Raw genomic sequence first — 16,422 nt, forward strand, 5'->3', positions numbered from 1 at the left:
GCATGCTGCCGGGGTCGGCGACGGCCCCGCGACGAGCGGCGGTCAGTCGGTGAGCAGGTCGGCGTGCGCGGCGCGTAGCCGGGACAGCGCCGGGTCGCTGCCCGGGACGACGCGGCGGTCCAGCTCGGCCCACACCTCGGCCAGCGCCGCGCGGACCGCCCCCAGCTCGGCGGCGTGCCGCTGGCTGCTGCGACGGTGCTGCTCGTCGAGCCGGCGGGCCCAACCGGCGGTGACCGCGGCGAGCCGGTCGCCGTCGGCGCGGGCCTGCGCGCCGCTGCGGGCGGCGACTGCGGGAACGATCGCGGCGACCGGGCGGGGATCGCCGTCGCGGGTGACGACGGTGACGGCGTCGGTCAGCTCGGCCAACGCGACGAGCTGGCTGAACCGGGTGCGCGCCTCACGCAGCGGCACGGAACGCGGCGGGTCGGATCCAGGGGTGAGCGCAGGGACGGCCATGAATGCATGGTGCCGCCCGGGTACGACAGAAATCCGCAGTCGTCAGTGGACGGTGGGCGGCAGCGGTGTGGGCCGGGCCAGCCACTCGTCGGCCGGCACCGACCAGATTTCCAGGTCGATGCGCCCGCGTGGGCTCGGGTGGACCTGGCGCAGGGTGCCGTCGTGGCGCAGGCCGAGGCGCCGGGCCAGGGCGATGCTGCGGGTGTTGGCCGCGTCGGTGCGCCACTCGACCCGCTGGATGCCGCGCTCGCGGACCGCCCAGTCGACGATGCGGCGGATCGCGGGGGCCATCAGGCCCCTCCCCTGCGCGTCCGGCTCCAGCCAGCAGCCGACCTCGCAGACGCCAAGCGTGACGTCGAACGACACGAACATGACCCCGCCGACCAGGGTCCCGTGCCGCCACAGTCCCCAGATGCCTCCGCTGTCACTGGCCCAGCGGTCGGCGTAGCGCTGCAGCACCGCGCGGGCCGACGGCAGGTCGGTGGCGACGAAGGTCGGCGACACCCAGGGGCGGATGTGCTCGCGGGCCCGGTCCAAGTGGGCGAGGAACTCCTCGGCCCGCCACGGCTCCAGCGGGCGCAGTTCGACCTCGTCGGTCAGCGGCAGGGCGAACACCGGGCCTCCCGGGACAGTTGGGTGCACGACGACGAGTAGCAGGCTCGCACAGGTCCGCCGGCTCGCCCCGACCGGGCCTCAGACCGGCAGGTACGTCCGCAGGGCGGCGAACTGGGCCACGGTCAGGTATGAGGGGTTGGCCGCCTGCGGCTGCCGGAACACCTCCAGGGCGGCGAGCCGGTCGTCGGCGCGCAACGCCTGCCGGGGCACCCGCTCGCGCTCGGGGAGGATGGGCAACTCCAGGGGCACCGACCACTGTCGCTCCGGTGGCCCCGGCTCGGCCACCCCGGTGACCCGCCCGACGCCCCACACCCCGTACGGCAGTCGGGCGCGGCTGCCGCTGGCCCAGAAGACCACCGGCTGCCCGGCGCGCATCAGCCGGGCACGGTAGCCGGGGCGTACGCACCAGCTCGTCACCAGCGGTTCGCGGGCGAACCGGGCGGTGAGGTCGACCGTGTCGGCGTTGCCCTTGATCAGCCAGGCGCCGAGATCGTCGAGGCGCACCCGTGGCTCGGTCATCGCCTCATCCTGCCCCGGCCGGCGGCCCTCCAATCAGATGATCATGTGGGTCCAGTAGGTGAGCCAGAGCACGAACAGCGCACCCTGCACCACGGCGAGGGCCGCCGTCAGCCACACGTCGACGCCGGCGGAGCGGGCCCAGCGGGCCAGCACCAGGGCCACCGGGAACACGGCCAGCAGGTAACGCAACAGGCTCTTGTAGACCGCCGGGCCCATCGACAGCGGCACCAGGATCATGAGCACGCCGTAGACCAGATACGGCAGCTCCCGGCGACGGAACCCGGCGACCAGCACGGCCAGCACGACCAGGGCGAAGAGGACCCGTCCGGCGTCGCGGGGCTCGCCGGCCAGAGCGTCCACCACCACCGGCACCGGGTTCTGCATCGTGATCCCCCAGCCGACCCGTTGGGCGTGCTGGTAGGCGAACCAGTCCCCGCCGCGCCACCGGCAGAACGCCATGAAGGTGAACCATCCGGCGGGCAGCAGCAGCAACGGCCAGCCGATCCGCAGGTATCCGAGCAGGGCGCGTGGGCCCAGCCGCCAGTCGTGCTGGCGCAGCAGCACCAGCGCCAGCGGCAACGCGACGAGCAGCCCGAGGGACCGGCTCATCGCCAGGAAGTAGCCGAGCACGCCGACCAGCAGCCACCGCCGTCGCTCGGCGTAGTAGAACGCGGCCAGCGCGAGGCAGACGAACAGCGACTCGGTCAGCGCGGCCTGGAACAGAAAAGCCGTCGGCAGCAGCACCAGGTAGCGGGTGAACCGACGGGCCGCGTCCGGGTCGCCGAGCAGCAGCTCGGCCAGCCGGTAGCCGTACACCAGGGCGCCCAGGAACGCGACGTTGCTGATCAGCAGCAGGGCCAGCGCGTTGTCGCCGCCGAGCAGCGCGCCGACCGGCCGGGCGAGGAAGGGGTAGAGCAGCGGGAAGCCGAAGTCCCCCCACGGCCGCCCGGTCAGCGGCAGCTCGCTCAGCCGCAGGTAGAGCAGCGCGTCCCAGGCGAACCAGAAGGAGATCCACCGATGGCCGGAGACCTCCCGCTGCTGCGCCCACATCATCGCCTCGTCCGGCGGCGGCGCACCTCCGATGCCGTCCCAGGCATGCAGGACCAGCAGGCCGAGCACTGTCAGCAGCAGCTTCGCGCCGAGAAAGAGCCCGATGAGGTACGGCCAGGGCGCCGGCACGCGCCGGGCCAGGCGCGCGCCCGCCCCGGCCGTACCGGCCAGCCGGGCGGCCCACGCCACCGCGGCGGGCCGGCCAGCCAGCATCGCTGCGTGTCGCCGGCCGCTTCGCCACCGGTGCATCCGCCCCGCTCCCCCGGTCCGCCGACCCACCCGCCGCGTGAGGGTGCCGCCCCTTTCGTTGTACGCCCCGATGCGCCCCGCCGGAGCGAAACGACCACGACCAGCAGGTGACATCCCGGGCATAACGGGTACGCGCCGCGCCTCAACCATCGGCAGGGAGTACGGGCGGCATGAGCGAGCAGCACGGCACGGTGGTCATCGGCGCGGGGCCCGCGGGGCTCACCGCGGCGTACGAGTTGCTTCGACACGGGCGGTCCGTCCGGGTCTTCGAGGCCGACGAGGTGGTCGGCGGGATCAGCCGGACCGTGGAGCGCGACGGGTGGCGCTTCGACATCGGCGGGCACCGGTTCTTCACCAAGGTGCCCCGGGTGGAGGCGTTCTGGCACGAGATCCTGCCCGACGAGGACTTCCTGACCCGACCCCGGATGAGCCGGATCTTCTACCGGGGGGCCCTGTTCAACTACCCGCTGAGCGCGACGAACGCCCTGCGCAACCTGGGGCTGCCCGAGGCGGTGCGCTGCCTGGGCTCGTACGCCCGGGCCCGCCTGCGCCCGCCGAAGGACCAGTCGCACTTCGAGGGCTGGGTGTCGGCGCGGTTCGGCTGGCGGCTGTACTCGATCTTCTTCAAGACGTACACCGAGAAGGTCTGGGGCATGCCGGCGGACCGGTTGCAGGCCGACTGGGCCGCGCAGCGGATCAAGAACCTGTCGCTGGCGACGGCGGTCCGCAACGCGGTGCTGCCCCGCCGCCGCCGCACCGACGTGACAAGTCTGATCGAGGAGTTCCAGTACCCGAAGTACGGGCCGGGGATGATGTGGGAGCGCTGCGCCGAGGAGGTGCGTCGGCGCGGCGGGGAGGTGTCGACGGGCACCTGGGTGACCGCCGTGCACCGCGACCCGAAACGACGACGGGCGATCAGCGTGACGCTCAACGGCGCGGGCGGGCAGCGCACCGAGCCGGCCGACGACGTGATCTCGTCGATGCCGATCTCGGAGCTGGTCGCCGCGCTGCGTCCGCCGGCGCCCCCGGAGGTGCTGGCCTGCGCCGCCGACCTGCGCTACCGCGACTTCCTGACGGTCGCCCTGGTGGTGCCGGCCGAGTTCTCGTTCCCGGACAACTGGATCTACGTACACGACCCGGCGGTGCGGGTGGGCCGGATCCAGAACTTCGGCTCGTGGTCGCCCTACCTGGTCAAGGACGGGCGCACCTGCCTGGGCCTGGAGTACTTCGTGTTCGAGGACGACGAGATGTGGCGTACCCCGGACGCCGACCTCGTGGCCCTGGCCACCGCGGAGCTGGAACGGTTGGGCCTGGTCCGCCCGGGGGTGGTCGAGGCCGGGCACGTGGTGCGGATGCCCAAGGCCTACCCGGTGTACGACGAGCGCTACCAGCACAACGTGGACGTGATCCGGGCCTGGCTGGCGGAGGCCGTGCCGAACGTGCACCCGGTGGGGCGCAACGGCATGCACCGCTACAACAATCAGGACCACTCGATGCTCACCGCGATGCTGACCGTCGAGAACATCGCCACCGGCGCAACCCACGACGTCTGGTCGGTCAACGTGGAGCAGGACTACCACGAGCAGTCGACCGGAAACGGTCGGCGGGGCACCGGCCGCGACGCGCCGGTGCTGCCGCGCCGGATCGTCACCGCCCCGATCGCCGCTCCCGGGGGCGTCCGCGCAGCCGACGACGGCGGCCGATCCGCGCAGGCGCCCCTGGTCTGACGGACCGGGGCCCGTTAGGCGAACGCCAGCGTCAGATCGGGCCGCTGGTGTAGATCCTCGTGCTGCTCTCGTTGCCGATGAACGGGTTGTTGACGGCCCACAGCAGGCCCTCGTCGTACTCCGGCACGTCGAAGTTGCACATGACCCAGCCGGCGTCAGCTCCGCTGCCGTTGAAGCACTGCCGACTCCAGTCCGGTCCCTGGATCGTGCCGGCGGCCGACGCGCCGTTCGCCTTGGTGTCCTTCACCCAGACCCGGTCCCCGTACGCGGCGAAGCATGCCTTGGCGCCGGTCGTCGACACGCACCACACGTCGACACCGTTGGCCGCCGGCGGCGCACCGCTCGGCGTGCCCGTGGCCGCCGACGCCGCCGAGGCGGTTCCGACCAGCACGAGGGCCACTGTCGTCGGCACCATGACCAGGGCACCCGCCAACCGCGTACTCGGCTTCCTACGCATCCACGTCAACTCCCCCAGCATTCATCATGATCGTCACTCCGGTGCTGGACGGTAGCAGTCGGACCGTCGCCGAACGAAGCCGATGTGGACGGTGTCTCATGATCGGTCTGCCATTGATCTGCGACACCGGAGAGAGATCGATCCGTTGGATGGCGGACGGATCAACGTGGCTACCATCCTGTCGTGATCGAGGAGTTGATCAGACGTGCTGCCGCCGAGGACGACGACGCGATCGAGGAGTTGTGCGCGATCGCGGACACCGACCCCCGAAGGCTGACCCCGCACCTGGGTCTCCTGCTCGACCTCGATGTGCTGTACCCGGCGAAGTTGTACCGCGCTGCGGACGCCGACGTGGTCCGTCGGGTCGTCGAGCAGGTCGACAGCGGCCGCACGCCCGATCGGCTCAACCACCTGCTCATGGTCCTGGCGCACAGTGCTCACCCGTACGCCGAGAGCGCACTACGCCGCTGGACGGCGCAGCCTCCCGCGGGTTCGGGCGAGCTGCACGTCGATGCGCTCAGCTACGCTCACGAGGGCGGCTGGGCGGTCGGCTCGGACGGCCGGCGACGGGACCTGTGCGGGGACACCGCGTACCGGTGGCTCCTGCGCGAAACAGCGACCGGCCCCGATCGGCCCGGCTGCCCCTGGTGCGCCTCGCCGCTGTGGGTTGCCGCAGACCTCGACACCACCGATGCCGCCATCGCCGCGGCGCTGGCCCACACCGGCTGGTCCGGGCGGTTGGTGATCGAGACCTGCCACTTCTGCGCCTGCTACACGACGTTGTACAGCCACGTCACTCCGGCCGGTGGCGCCACCTGGTGGGCCGGGAACGCCCGCCCGAGCTACCTCCCGGACGCCGACGAACCGGAGGAACCTCCGACGCTGACGCCGGTCCTCGGTCTGGCCCTGGCGAGCCCGTACCAGGTCAGCGCCTGGAACCAGGGTGGATCGACACTGGGCGGCCGGCCCGAGTGGATCCAGGACGCCGAGCACGCCGACTGCCCCGGTTGCGCTGAACCGATGGACTACGTGGGTCTGATCGCCGGCGCCGATCTGGACGAATACGGCGAGGGCGCCTACTACCTGCACCTGCACCAGCCGTGCGGGTTCGCGGCGGTGAACTACCAGCAGAGTTGAGGGCCCGATGGGGTTCCACCACGGGTCGGTGGCGCCTCCGCGTTCGACTCAGAGCCACGTCCAGGGGCGGATCGCCCTCCACACCCGTCCGCGCATCCGTGCGCGCCGCGGGTGGAGGAAGACCTCGATGTCCTCCAGCGCGTTACCGGCGGTACCGGCGAGGTGTGGCAGCGCCCGGGCTCGGCGCAGCGCGGTGACCACCCGGCGCTCATCCAGTTGACGGTGGACCCTCGCGAGATGCCCCAGGCACGTCGCGGCGAGCGCACTGACCTGACGATCGTCGTGTTCGAGCAACCGAAGGTGCAGTTCCTGCAGCTCCCGCCAGTCCCCGTCGCCGTACAGGGCGGTGCCGACCATGGCGTCCAGCGCGGCCGACAGGTCGCCGCGGTCGAGCGCGGCGCGTACCTCGTCCGGTGTTGATGGCGGCGGGTTGTGGAAGACGTGATGCTGGTGACGCACCGGCGCATCCTCTCTCATCCGGCGCTGCGGCGCGTTGCCCGAGTCGTCGCGCTCCGTTGGCGACGGCGTCGGACTCCACCGACGAGCCCGGGCGTTGACTGGGCGTAGGTTCACCGGGTGACCGTGTACGACATCGCCGCCAGACTGCCCCCGATCGAGGTGCTGCGGGACCGCTGCAAGGCACTCGCCGTGCTGGAGCGCATCATCGACGGTGGCGAGCCCTACTACGCCTACACCCGCAGGTGGGGTGACGACGAAGCGGCGCTGATGGACAACGGTAGCGGCGATGAGTGGACCGTCGTGTTCACCACTGCGGGCGCGTTCATCCGCGTGTTCGACCACGAGTCGGCGATGAGTCCCTACCGCGATCCGCACCACGACCTGTGGACCGGGCTCCTCGACGGCATCCCGTCGGCGTTCCGTCCGCTGATCGAGGAGCCGGCGTTCGGCGACGAAGAGGGCCTGTTCGTCGCCACCGCTGTGCTGTGGCGGCTCTCCAGTGATGACCGCTGGCACGCCGGCGAAGGCATCACGTTCCCCCCGCTCCGTGGACCGCACGGCGACAACGACCCGGACGGCGCCGGCCTGCTCGAGATCCTGCTCGACGACATCGTCGACCGGTACGTCGAGTTCGCCGAGGACTACTACCGGATCGAGGTGGATCCGAGGGTGGTCGAGCACGTCGTCACGTACCGTCCACTCACCGACGCCGTCGTCCAAGCCCTCAACCCGGAAGTGACAGTTGGCCGGCTGCGCGAGGACATCGCCGCGATTGGATATCCGATCGCGGCGGCGTGACGTCAGGCCCCGAATTGACGAATTGATTACCTGGAGTCGGCTGGCTCCCGTCGTCGGCTAGCGCTGCGGGAGGTGTGGCGTCACTTCAGGTAGGCGGCGAGCGGGATGTTCTGCGCCTTGAGGGCGGTGGCGATCAGGCCGGCGATCTGTCGGGCGCCGGCGGCCTCGAAGTGGGTGTGGTCGTTGCAGAAGAACGCGCCGACCGCGCCCGTCGAGTAGTCACCGTTGTTCGGGCACAGCCGGAGCGTGTTGTAGAGCGCCACGCTCCTGGCATGCAGGTCGATGACCGGTACGCCGTTGGCGGCGGCCGCGGCCGTCGTCTCGGTGACGAAACCGCGATTGCCGACGGCGGTGCCGCCGCTGCACGTGATCGCCGCGACCGGGGTGACGAAGATCGGCTTCACCCCTCTGGCTTTGGCGGCCGTCGCCATGACGCCGAGCAGTTCCTTGAAGCGGTTGCTGCCGACGTGTCGCGGGCAGGCCGAGTCGCCGTCGTTGATGCCGAACTGGACGATCAGATAGTCACCGGTCTTGAAGCCGTTGGCGGTGTCCAGCATCGCCGACCACCGCGCGCTGTAGGCGGTCGAGCTGAGCGTGCACTCGCCGGCCGAGTTCTTGGTGGAGGTCACGTTGCCCTCGTACAGCCACGTCTGGATGCTGCGACCGCCGACGGCGCTGTTCTGCACGGTGACGTTCGAGGTGAGGTAGGACGCGAACTGGCTGCCCCAGCCGATCGGACAGGCGCTGGCATTCATCATCGTGGAGTCGCCGGCCATCCACACCCTGATCGGCGCGGGTGGCGATGACGTGGAAGGGGTCGCCTGCGGTGTGCTCGGCTCGGGGCAGGGCGTTGGCCCGGGCGTCTGTGTCGGCGTCGGAGTCGGTGCGGTGGGGGTCGCGGCCGGTGGGCCGGCGCAGGTGACGCCGTTGAACGAGAACGACGACGGCACCGGGTTGCTGCCGCTCCACGAGCCGGTGAAGCCGAAGTTGACCGATGCGCCGGAGCCGACGGCACCGTTGTAGCTCACGTTGGTCGCGGTCGCCGCCGTGCCGGTGACCGTGACTGTGGCGTTCCACGCCTGCGTCACACCCTGCCCGGGGGCGAGACTCCAGCCCAGGGTCCAACTGGTCACCGCGTCACCGAGGTTGGTGACGACGACATCGGCTCCGAATCCGCCGGTCCACTCGCTGGTGACCCGATAGGCGACACCGCACGCCGGGGCGGCGGCCCGGGCGGTGGCGATGCCGAGCCCGCCGGCCGCGACGGTCAGGACCGTTGCCGCCAGGACCACGAGACGCGATCGGCCAACCTTCATCGGGTTACTCCTGCCTCGATCGGAGATGCGCGCCGTCAGGTGGCGGCGGCGCACGGGGAGCCGTTGAGGGCGAACCCGGTCGCTCCGCCGAGCGGGCTGTCGGTGACAAATCCGAAGCTCGTCGAACCGGCGGCCGGGATCACCGCGTTCCAGGCGGCGTTCACCGCGGTGGCCGCACTGCCGGACTGGGTGACTGTGGCATTCCAGGACTGCGTGATCCGCTGACTGCCGGGCAGGGACCAGGTGAGCGTCCAACCGTTGACTGGCACGGTGGAGGTGTTGCTGAGCGTCACGTCGAACTGGGCACCCGTACCCCAGTCACCGGTCTTGCGGTAGGTGAGGGCGCAGGCCCCGCCCGCGGGAGCGGTAGGCGCAGGTGTGGTCGGCGCAGTCGTGGGGACCGGGCTCGTGGGGGCCGGAGTCGTGGGGTCCGGGGTTGTGGTCAATCGTGCGCTGAGGACCGGGGCCAGCCGGTCGGTGATGGCCTGGTGGCCCGCGTCGTTCGGGTGCACCGAGTCGCTCAGACCACCGGACGGCAGCCAGCCGGTGGTGTCCACGTAGAACACGTTGGCGTCGCCTGCGGCGTTGCGTGCCCGCACCGCCGCCTCCGTCTCCGCGGCATAACGACCGATGAACGTCCGCATGGCGAAGAGCTTGGCGTTCGGGAACCTGGCCCGGATCCGCGTGAGGAAGGTGGTGTACGTCGCCTGGAAGGCCGTGGCGCTCACGCCATGGCTCTTGTCGTTGGTCCCCAGGTTGATCACCACGCCGTCGGCCGTGTAGCGGGAGAAGTCCCACGGGTCGGTGCCGGCCTGGCCACCGGACGACATCCAGTAGCGGGTCTCCTGCGCCCAGCACCCGTCGGTCGTCTCGGCCAGACACATGCCACCGATCGCGATCTGGGTGTGGTCGTAGCCGAGCCTCTCACCGACCTTGAAGCCGTAGTCCGTCACGGCGAGCTGACTGCTCGTGGCGCCCGCGGTGATCGAGTCACCGACGAACTCGACAAGCTTGGGGCGGGCCGGTGGCGCGAAGGTGGCAGCGCCCGACTCCAGGATCAGCCCCTGGAAGACCGCGTCACCGGTGTAGGAGCCGGCCACCTGCCGGTAACTGACGATCAACGTGTGGTTGCCGGCCGCCAGCGCGGTCGGCGTCAGGTTGATCGTGCCGGAGCCGGTGAAGGACGTGAACGCCCTACCGTCGATGCTGGCCCACAGCTGGATGGTGTTGCGCTGCCGGAGCTTCACCGTCTTACCGGTGAACCCGACCCGCAGGTACGCGCCGGCCCAGTACGGCACGTAGGCCGAGGCGTTGGTCTTGTTCCACCGGCCGACGAAGCTGATGTTCGAGTCGGCAGGTGTGCCGTCACCGACCGCGGCCTCGGCGTTGAGGGCCGGCAGACCTGCGGCGAGCACGCCGGCGGCGACTGCGATGAGGGCCGCGGTACGCAGGGAACGGATCTTCGTCATCGGATGGGGTTCCAGCCGTCGTTACCCGCCAGGTAGGCGGTGGGCGTGTACTGGGTGGCGGTGGAGGCGCTCATCTGGGGGCGGTTGGCGTTGACGCCGGCGCCGGCCCCGGTGCTGCTGTACTCGGCGAACCGGGCGGTCCGCCACGAGAAGCCGGACATGTCGGTCCAGGGATCGGTGCGGATGTGTGCGCCCATCGCGACGCCCCGGTAGAGGACCTGACCGCGGGCGTTGACGTCGCCGCTGGGGTGCCAGGGTCGGCCCAGATAGACGGTCCTGGCGGGAGCGTTGCTGGTCAGGGTGGTGCCCCAGAACAGGAAGCCGAACTTGTTGTTGATGTCGGTGGCCGCCGCGGTGATGTAACCGTTGTTCGACGACGAGCCCCGGGTGAGCGAGTGCACGGTGCCGTTCTGGAAGACCATGGTGCCCCGCCCGAAGATGAAGTCGACGTCACCCTCCACGTAGGAGTTACGGACGTAGAGACGCCGGACCGAGCTGACACTCGGCGCGTTGACCAGGAGGGTGTCCTGGTTGCCGAGGATGCGGACGTTGTCGAACTGCACCCGGTCGCCGGAGGTGTTGACGGCGACGGCCTGCTCGGCATCGAGGGCGTTGGCGGCCTCGTTGAAGTCGTTCGACATGGTCAGATTGCTGATCGTGGTGTCGTTGGCGTTGACGAAGACCGAGGCACTGCCGGACGTGCCGTACGTGCCGCCACCGGGCTTGGTCTGGCCGGATGCGTGCCCCTCGACGATCACCACCTGGGCGGCGGAGCTGCCCGCGCCGACCAGGGTGAGGTAGGGCTTGTTGGCGGGAATGGTGACCACGCCCCGGTAGGTGCCGGGTCTGATGGTGATGGTGACCGGAACGCTGTTGTTCGCCGCGACACTGTCGATCGCCGCCTGCACGGTCGTGTAGTTGCCGCTGCCGTCGGCGGCCACGGTGATGGAGGCGGAGGCGGACGCGGCGGAGGCCATCGGGACTGCGGCTGCGAGAGCGCACACGGTCACCACCGCCACCGAGCGCACGCGAAGAACCCTGCCGGGTGTGGTCATGAGCGTTCTCCGATCTCAGCGGGCCTCCGCCGGAGATCATGTCGACCGGCGGACGACGGAGTTAAGTTAACGTTAACATCGATGATTGGAAATATGAAGGTGGCGGGCACGGAGGGTGAGCCACCCGTTCATCCGACCCGAACGTCCCTCGCGGAGGCGGCGGGTTCGGCGACCACCGACGGTGTCCTCCTGGGCAGCAGGAGCGGGGTCGCGAGCAGGAGAACGCCGGAGATGGTGATCGCCGCGAGAGGGCTGGTGAGCGTCGCGAGGACTCCCCAGATCACCACCAGGGCCGCCTGGACGAGTCTGCTGGCGGCACTCCACGTGCTGAGGACGCGGGCGGTGTGGCCGAGTGGGGTGCGGTGCAGTCGCTCGGTCGCGTAGATCGGGTTGAAGACGCCCATGCAGGTGATCAGCAGGCCCTCGACGACGATCACGGTGACGAGTCCGGGGATGCCCGGCTGGACGAACGCGAGACCGAGGGGAAAGACCGAGCGCAGCCACCCGGAGACGATCATGACCCGGTGCTGACCGTGGCGGGCCACGAGGCGGGACGACAGGCGGGCGCCCACCAGGCCGCCGAGCGCCGGGACGCCGAAGGCGAGGCCATACTGCCAGGCCGGCAGGTGGTACTGGCCCAGCAGGAGGACAGCCAGGAGCGGAGCGGTCGCCATGATGAGACCGCCGACCAGGATGGAGTTGAGGAACAGCCCTCGCACGACGCGGTCGTGCCGGATGAACCGCCAGCCGACCAGAAGATCGGCACCGCGCAGCCGGCCGGCCCGGTCCGGGGGCGCCGCGACGTCGCCGCCGCGGATGCGCAGGACCGCGAGCGCCGACAGCAGATAGCTGACGGCGTCGGCGGCGACGGTGACGACCGGCCCGAGCAGCCCGACGAGCGCGCCACCGAGGGGCGGACCCACCGCGACCGCCGCCCAGTTCGTGGCCTCGAACCGTCCGTTCGCCACCACCAGGTGATCACCCTGGACGAGATGCTTGAGGTACGCCCCGGACGCCGCGGCGAAGGCGATGCCCGCGGCCCCGGAGAGGACCGAGACGACAAGCAACTGGCCGTACGACAGCAGACCGAAGGCGTACGCGAGCGGGACGCTCGCCATGGCCACGAACCGGAGCAGGTCCATGGCGACCAGCACCTGACGCTTCGCCCGGCGCTCGACCCACGGCCCGAGCGAGAACGCCACGACCGCCGCGACGGCCGGCCCGACCGCCGCCAGGATCGACACGGCGAACGCCGGCGAGTGCAGGACGCGCACCGCGATCAACGGGAACGCGCCGAAGGCGATCCACGTGCCGTACGTGCTGACGGCGTACGCCGACCACAGCCAACCGAAACTGGACCCCAACCGCGCGCGCATCCGCCCCCCTCGTGACAACCGACGTTCGGGTCCGGGCAGCACACCAGCGCCGCCGACGTCGGCGCAAACAACCGACGTCCAGGCGCGTCACAACCATCTGTTGTGCGGGTGGATGATGTTCCGGTGGATACCGAGGCGGTGCGGTCGTTCGTCCGAGCGGCCGAATTCGGGCAGTTGCAGCACGCGGCCGAGGAGCTGGGCGTGACGCAGCAGGCCGTGTCGAAGCGGATCGCCGCCCTCGAGCGCGCCCTCGACGTGCGGTTGTTCACCCGTACTCCCCGAGGGGTCGAGCTGACGCTCGACGGCCAGGCGTTCCTCCCGCACGCCCGGGGCATCGTGGCCGGGGTGGACCGCGCCCTCGCCGCGATCAGGCCGGGCTCGCGGGCCCTGCGGATCGACGTTCTCGGCCTGCGGTCCGCGCAGGCAGTCGTGCTGCACGACTACTGGCGGTCCCACCCGGAGACCAAGCTCGACGTGGTGACCCTGCGGGTCAACGACCCGCGCGCGGCCGTCGCCGCCGTCCAGGCGGGCGACATCGACGCCTCGTTCCGCTCGGTCACCGACCCGGCCACGCTGCCGCGCGACGTGCGGATGATCCACGCGTTCGACTCACCCCTGGAACTGCTCGTCGGCCCGCGGCACCCGCTCGCCTCCGCGCGCACTCTGACACCGGCCCAGCTGGGCGGGCACCGGATCTGGGTCCCCGGCATCGCGCCGAAAAGCGAGTGGTCGGACTTCTACGACCAGCTCGCCACCGAATTCGACCTGCGCATCGACGCCGCCGGCCCGCACTTCGGCGACGAGGTGCTGCTCGACATCCTCGCGGACTCCGCCGACGTGGCGACCTTCGTCGGCACGCGCGACAGGTACCTCTGGCCGACGAACCACGACCTGCGCCGCATCCCGATCGCGTGCCCGACGCTCGCGTACCCGCTCTCGCTCATCCTGCCGCGCGTGAACGCGCACCCGGGGCTCCAGGCGGTCATCGACCACGTCGCGAGCCTGGCGCCAGCCCCGGCGACGACGTGGCGCCCGTCCTGGGCAGCGAAGCCGGTCGGCGGCGGGCCGGGCGGCATTCCCGGAAGCTGACGGACGGGAGCCGGCACCACCTCGCCGGCCGACCGGACCCGCCGCTGTCGCGCCCTAGCAGGATGAGCGGATGTCGAGGACGACCGGAGCGCTCTGCGTCACGGCGCCGTCCGTGACCCGGAGTTGCGGGACGTACCGGCCGGGCGTGACACCACTGACGCGGAACGCGGCCAGGCTCTGCACGAGGTGGCCGTCCCCGGAGCCGGGCGGCACGGTCAGCGGGCTGTACACCTCGACGCCGTCGGGCATGCCGGTGTAGCCGACGGCGAGCTGCGCCGACCAGGTCCCGTCGAGCACGACGAAGAAGTACAGGGTGCGGGGGTCGTCGGGGGTCGCGCAGAGCCGCTGTGGCAGGTCGACGAGCGTCCAGGTCGACGGGGTTCCCGTGGTCGTCCTGGCGGGCGCTGCCGAACCGGGCGTGCCGCCGACGAGGGCCAGCAGCGTTGTCGCCAGCGCGGCGGCGGCGATCCGTGCGGCGGTGCGGGAGAACTTCACCATCGACTCCTGTCCTCTGCGGCCGACATCGGTGGGGAACACCGACGATCCGGCAACCGCCGAGCGGCGGTGGGTCGTCGACACGCTGGACCCGACGCCGGATAAGAACGATATTTGTCGATGCAACAATCCCCCCGGGTGGTCTGCCTGTCAAGCAACCGGGAGCCGGCGGCCCCGCGGTCGATGCCGGCCCTGTCGATCCGGTTGCGGGTCGCCGCTTCGCGGAGCTGTGACAATGCGCGGGTGATCTGTCGAGCGTCCGTGTCCGTCGACGCTCGGAGCTGGTCCGACGGACGGAACGCGAGGCCACGAGGTGGACTGCGACGAGATTCTTGCGGCGCCGCGTCGATCCACCGTGCGCCCGTTCGACGTGTGGGGTGAGGGCCGAGGGGCGGCCCGCCGGATGAGGAGAACGCGATGTCGACGTACATGCTGATCATGCGAGGCACCGACGAGTCGAACGCCGCCATGATGGCCTCGATCGACGAGGCGATGGTCGCGACCCGCACGTTCATCGAGGAGATGGTCAGGGCCGGCGTCCTCCTCGCGGCCGAGGGGCTGGACGATCCGGCCCGGGGCGTCGTTGTCGACTTCGGGGGCGAGGCCCCGGTGGTCACGGACGGGCCGTACGGCGAGACCAAGGAACTGTTCGGGGGGTACTTCCTGCTCGATGTCGCCTCGAAGGAGGAGGCGGTGGAGTGGGCCAGGAGGTTCCCCGCGGTGCGCGGATCCAAGATCGAGGTCCGGCGGGTGGCCGGGGCCGACGAGGTCCCGGCGGACAGCGCGGGCAGCGGCCACCTCTGATGGGTACGGCCGACGTCGAGGCCGTCTGGCGGATCGAGTCGGCGCGGATCGTCGCCGCGCTGACCCGGTTCACCGGCGACTTCGGGCTCGCCGAGGACGCCGCCCAGGAGGCGGTGGCCGAGGCGCTCGTGTCGTGGCGGCGTGCCTCCCCGGCCAATCCGGGCGGTTGGCTGATGGCCACGGCCCGACGGCGGGCCATCGACGCGATCCGTCGCCGACATGCGCTCCAGGAACGGTACGCCCTGCTGGCGGCCGACGCGGCAGGTGACGCAGCGGCCGGGCTCGTGGTCGACGAGGACATCGACCCCGACCGGATCGACGACGACGTGCTGGCGCTGATGTTCGTCAGCTGCCACCCGGTGCTCTCCCCCGAGGCCCGGGTGGCGCTGACCCTGCGCGTGGTCGGCGGCCTGTCCAGCGAGGAGATCGCCCGCGCGTTCCTCGTCTCCGTGCCGACCGTGCAGGCCCGCATCACCCGCGCCAAGAAGACGATCGCGGCGGCCCGGGTGCCGTTCGAGCTGCCGCCGGCCGCCGAGCGCCGGGAACGGCTCGGCGGCGTGCTCAGCGTCCTGTACGTGATCTTCACCGAGGGCTCCACCGCCACGTCGGGCGACAGGTTGCTGCGTCCCGACGTCGCGTACGAGGCGATCCGGCTGGCCCGTACGCTGGCCGCGCTTGCGCCCGACGAGCCGGAGGTGCACGGCCTGCTCGCGTTGTGCGAGCTGACCGCCGCGCGTTTCCCGGCCCGGACCGGCACGGACGGCTCCCCGGTCCTGCTGGCGGACCAGGACCGACGGCTGTGGAACGTCTCGGCGATCCGTCGCGGGCTGGCCTCGCTGGCCAGGGCGTCGGCCCGCGGGCTCGGCCCGTACGGGTTGCAGGCCGCGATCGCCGCCGTCCACGCGACGGCGCCGTCTGTCGAGGCGACCGACTGGGAGCGGATCGTCGTGCTCTACGAGGCGCTCGGCCGGGTCGCCCCCTCACCGGTGGTCGACCTCAACCGGGCCGTCGCCGTGGCCATGGCCTCGGGCCCGGCGCACGCCCTGGCCATCGTGGACGAGCTGATCGCCGCGAACCGGCTCCCCGGGTCGCACCTGGTCCCGACCGTACGCGGAGAGCTGCTGGCCCGGCTCGGACGGCGGGCGGAAGCGCGTGCCGAGCTGGAGCTGGCCGCACAGCTGTGCGCCAACCAGCGGGAACGCTCGGTGCTGCTGCGCAAGGCGTCGGAGTCAGCGGACCCAGGACCGGCGCAGCGCGCCCCCATCGATTGACACTTTTCGTTACGACGGTGATAGTAACTGCGTACCGCTCCCATCGGATCGCCTGTGGGGACCCCGCCGGGTGGTCGACG

Annotated in this window: 17 protein-coding genes; 6 read left to right on the forward strand and 11 right to left on the reverse strand. The window is 71.2% G+C overall.

Annotation, left to right across the window (positions count from 1 at the left end; all coding sequences use genetic code 11):
- Positions 1-42: 42 nt before the first annotated feature.
- The 4 genes from AB0B39_RS08920 to AB0B39_RS08935 all read right to left on the reverse strand — a co-directional run bounded on the left by AB0B39_RS08920 (position 43) and on the right by AB0B39_RS08935 (position 2,889).
- Positions 43-456: a type II toxin-antitoxin system Phd/YefM family antitoxin gene (locus AB0B39_RS08920; RefSeq protein ID WP_357497212.1), complete on the reverse strand. Its 414-nt coding sequence runs from the start codon at positions 454-456 to the stop codon at positions 43-45.
- 42 nt (positions 457-498) lie between these two features.
- Positions 499-1,071: a GNAT family protein gene (locus AB0B39_RS08925; RefSeq protein ID WP_357573917.1), complete on the reverse strand. Its 573-nt coding sequence runs from the start codon at positions 1,069-1,071 to the stop codon at positions 499-501.
- 78 nt (positions 1,072-1,149) lie between these two features.
- Complete coding sequence (locus AB0B39_RS08930; protein WP_357573918.1) at positions 1,150-1,590, reverse strand: hypothetical protein; 441 nt, start codon at positions 1,588-1,590, stop codon at positions 1,150-1,152.
- Between the two features lie 33 nt (positions 1,591-1,623).
- Positions 1,624-2,889 carry a hypothetical protein gene (locus tag AB0B39_RS08935; protein WP_357573919.1) on the reverse strand — a complete coding sequence of 422 codons (1,266 nt, stop codon included), beginning with the start codon at positions 2,887-2,889 and terminating at the stop codon, positions 1,624-1,626.
- 170 nt (positions 2,890-3,059) lie between these two features.
- Here AB0B39_RS08935 and AB0B39_RS08940 point away from each other — a divergent pair, with 170 nt between their 5' ends.
- Positions 3,060-4,616 (forward strand): NAD(P)/FAD-dependent oxidoreductase, encoded by a 1,557-nt coding sequence (locus AB0B39_RS08940; protein WP_357573920.1) that lies wholly within the window; start codon positions 3,060-3,062, stop codon positions 4,614-4,616.
- A 31-nt stretch (positions 4,617-4,647) separates the two neighbouring features.
- Here AB0B39_RS08940 and AB0B39_RS08945 read toward each other — a convergent pair whose 3' ends face one another.
- The gene (locus AB0B39_RS08945; RefSeq protein WP_357573921.1) at positions 4,648-5,073 is read right to left on the reverse strand and encodes a hypothetical protein; all 426 of its coding nucleotides are present in this window, start codon (positions 5,071-5,073) and stop codon (positions 4,648-4,650) included.
- A gap of 183 nt (positions 5,074-5,256) precedes the next feature.
- Between AB0B39_RS08945 and AB0B39_RS08950 the strand changes: the two genes are divergently transcribed.
- Positions 5,257-6,210, forward strand: coding sequence for a hypothetical protein (locus AB0B39_RS08950; protein ID WP_357573922.1), 954 nt, complete (start codon positions 5,257-5,259; stop codon positions 6,208-6,210).
- Between the two features lie 48 nt (positions 6,211-6,258).
- Here AB0B39_RS08950 and AB0B39_RS08955 read toward each other — a convergent pair whose 3' ends face one another.
- Positions 6,259-6,669 carry a hypothetical protein gene (locus AB0B39_RS08955; protein WP_357573923.1) on the reverse strand — a complete coding sequence of 137 codons (411 nt, stop codon included), beginning with the start codon at positions 6,667-6,669 and terminating at the stop codon, positions 6,259-6,261.
- Positions 6,670-6,786: 117 nt separating this feature from the next.
- Between AB0B39_RS08955 and AB0B39_RS08960 the strand changes: the two genes are divergently transcribed.
- Entirely contained in the window at positions 6,787-7,467 is a 681-nt protein-coding gene (locus AB0B39_RS08960; protein WP_357573924.1) for a hypothetical protein, read from the forward strand.
- An 80-nt stretch (positions 7,468-7,547) separates the two neighbouring features.
- Here the strand turns inward: AB0B39_RS08960 and AB0B39_RS08965 are convergent, their stop codons facing one another.
- The 4 genes from AB0B39_RS08965 to AB0B39_RS08980 all read right to left on the reverse strand — a co-directional run bounded on the left by AB0B39_RS08965 (position 7,548) and on the right by AB0B39_RS08980 (position 12,683).
- Complete coding sequence (locus AB0B39_RS08965) at positions 7,548-8,783, reverse strand: cellulose binding domain-containing protein (protein ID WP_357573925.1); 1,236 nt, start codon at positions 8,781-8,783, stop codon at positions 7,548-7,550.
- A 35-nt stretch (positions 8,784-8,818) separates the two neighbouring features.
- Positions 8,819-10,252, reverse strand: a complete 1,434-nt coding sequence (locus AB0B39_RS08970) for a cellulose binding domain-containing protein (protein ID WP_357573926.1) — start codon at positions 10,250-10,252, stop codon at positions 8,819-8,821.
- The gene (locus AB0B39_RS08975) at positions 10,249-11,280 is read right to left on the reverse strand and encodes a pectinesterase family protein (protein WP_357573927.1); all 1,032 of its coding nucleotides are present in this window, start codon (positions 11,278-11,280) and stop codon (positions 10,249-10,251) included. The genes AB0B39_RS08970 and AB0B39_RS08975 overlap by 4 nt, the downstream gene beginning before the upstream one ends.
- A gap of 155 nt (positions 11,281-11,435) precedes the next feature.
- Entirely contained in the window at positions 11,436-12,683 is a 1,248-nt protein-coding gene (locus AB0B39_RS08980; RefSeq protein ID WP_357573928.1) for an MFS transporter, read from the reverse strand.
- Positions 12,684-12,806: 123 nt separating this feature from the next.
- Here AB0B39_RS08980 and AB0B39_RS08985 point away from each other — a divergent pair, with 123 nt between their 5' ends.
- Entirely contained in the window at positions 12,807-13,772 is a 966-nt protein-coding gene (locus AB0B39_RS08985; protein WP_357573929.1) for a LysR family transcriptional regulator, read from the forward strand.
- Between the two features lie 54 nt (positions 13,773-13,826).
- Here the strand turns inward: AB0B39_RS08985 and AB0B39_RS08990 are convergent, their stop codons facing one another.
- On the reverse strand, positions 13,827-14,270 hold the full coding sequence (locus AB0B39_RS08990) for a DUF5980 family protein (RefSeq protein ID WP_357573930.1): 444 nt from the start codon (positions 14,268-14,270) through the stop codon (positions 13,827-13,829).
- Between the two features lie 414 nt (positions 14,271-14,684).
- Between AB0B39_RS08990 and AB0B39_RS08995 the strand changes: the two genes are divergently transcribed.
- A complete protein-coding gene (locus tag AB0B39_RS08995) occupies positions 14,685-15,071 on the forward strand; it encodes a YciI family protein (protein WP_357497239.1) in 387 nt (128 codons plus the stop codon).
- Positions 15,071-16,342, forward strand: coding sequence for a sigma-70 family RNA polymerase sigma factor (locus AB0B39_RS09000; protein WP_357573931.1), 1,272 nt, complete (start codon positions 15,071-15,073; stop codon positions 16,340-16,342). Before AB0B39_RS08995 ends, AB0B39_RS09000 begins: the two co-directional genes overlap by 1 nt.
- Positions 16,343-16,422 lie beyond the last annotated feature (80 nt).

Source organism: Micromonospora sp. NPDC049114, assembly GCF_040648635.1.
Classification (GTDB): Bacteria; Actinomycetota; Actinomycetes; order Mycobacteriales; family Micromonosporaceae; genus Micromonospora.

Excerpts from the sequence above, each read along its gene's own strand:
- AB0B39_RS08945 (WP_357573921.1), bottom strand. The coding sequence starts at position 5,073 with ATGCGTAGGAAGCCGAGTACGCGGTTGGCGGGTGCCCTGGTCATGGTG.
- AB0B39_RS08935 (WP_357573919.1), bottom strand. The coding sequence starts at position 2,889 with ATGCACCGGTGGCGAAGCGGCCGGCGACACGCAGCGATGCTGGCTGGC.
- AB0B39_RS08995 (WP_357497239.1), top strand. The coding sequence starts at position 14,685 with ATGTCGACGTACATGCTGATCATGCGAGGCACCGACGAGTCGAACGCC.
- AB0B39_RS08980 (WP_357573928.1), bottom strand. The coding sequence starts at position 12,683 with ATGCGCGCGCGGTTGGGGTCCAGTTTCGGTTGGCTGTGGTCGGCGTAC.
- AB0B39_RS08920 (WP_357497212.1), bottom strand. The coding sequence starts at position 456 with ATGGCCGTCCCTGCGCTCACCCCTGGATCCGACCCGCCGCGTTCCGTG.
- AB0B39_RS08970 (WP_357573926.1), bottom strand. The coding sequence starts at position 10,252 with ATGACGAAGATCCGTTCCCTGCGTACCGCGGCCCTCATCGCAGTCGCC.
- AB0B39_RS08965 (WP_357573925.1), bottom strand. The coding sequence starts at position 8,783 with ATGAAGGTTGGCCGATCGCGTCTCGTGGTCCTGGCGGCAACGGTCCTG.
- AB0B39_RS08990 (WP_357573930.1), bottom strand. The coding sequence starts at position 14,270 with ATGGTGAAGTTCTCCCGCACCGCCGCACGGATCGCCGCCGCCGCGCTG.
- AB0B39_RS08930 (WP_357573918.1), bottom strand. The coding sequence starts at position 1,590 with ATGACCGAGCCACGGGTGCGCCTCGACGATCTCGGCGCCTGGCTGATC.
- AB0B39_RS09000 (WP_357573931.1), top strand. The coding sequence starts at position 15,071 with ATGGGTACGGCCGACGTCGAGGCCGTCTGGCGGATCGAGTCGGCGCGG.
- AB0B39_RS08940 (WP_357573920.1), top strand. The coding sequence starts at position 3,060 with ATGAGCGAGCAGCACGGCACGGTGGTCATCGGCGCGGGGCCCGCGGGG.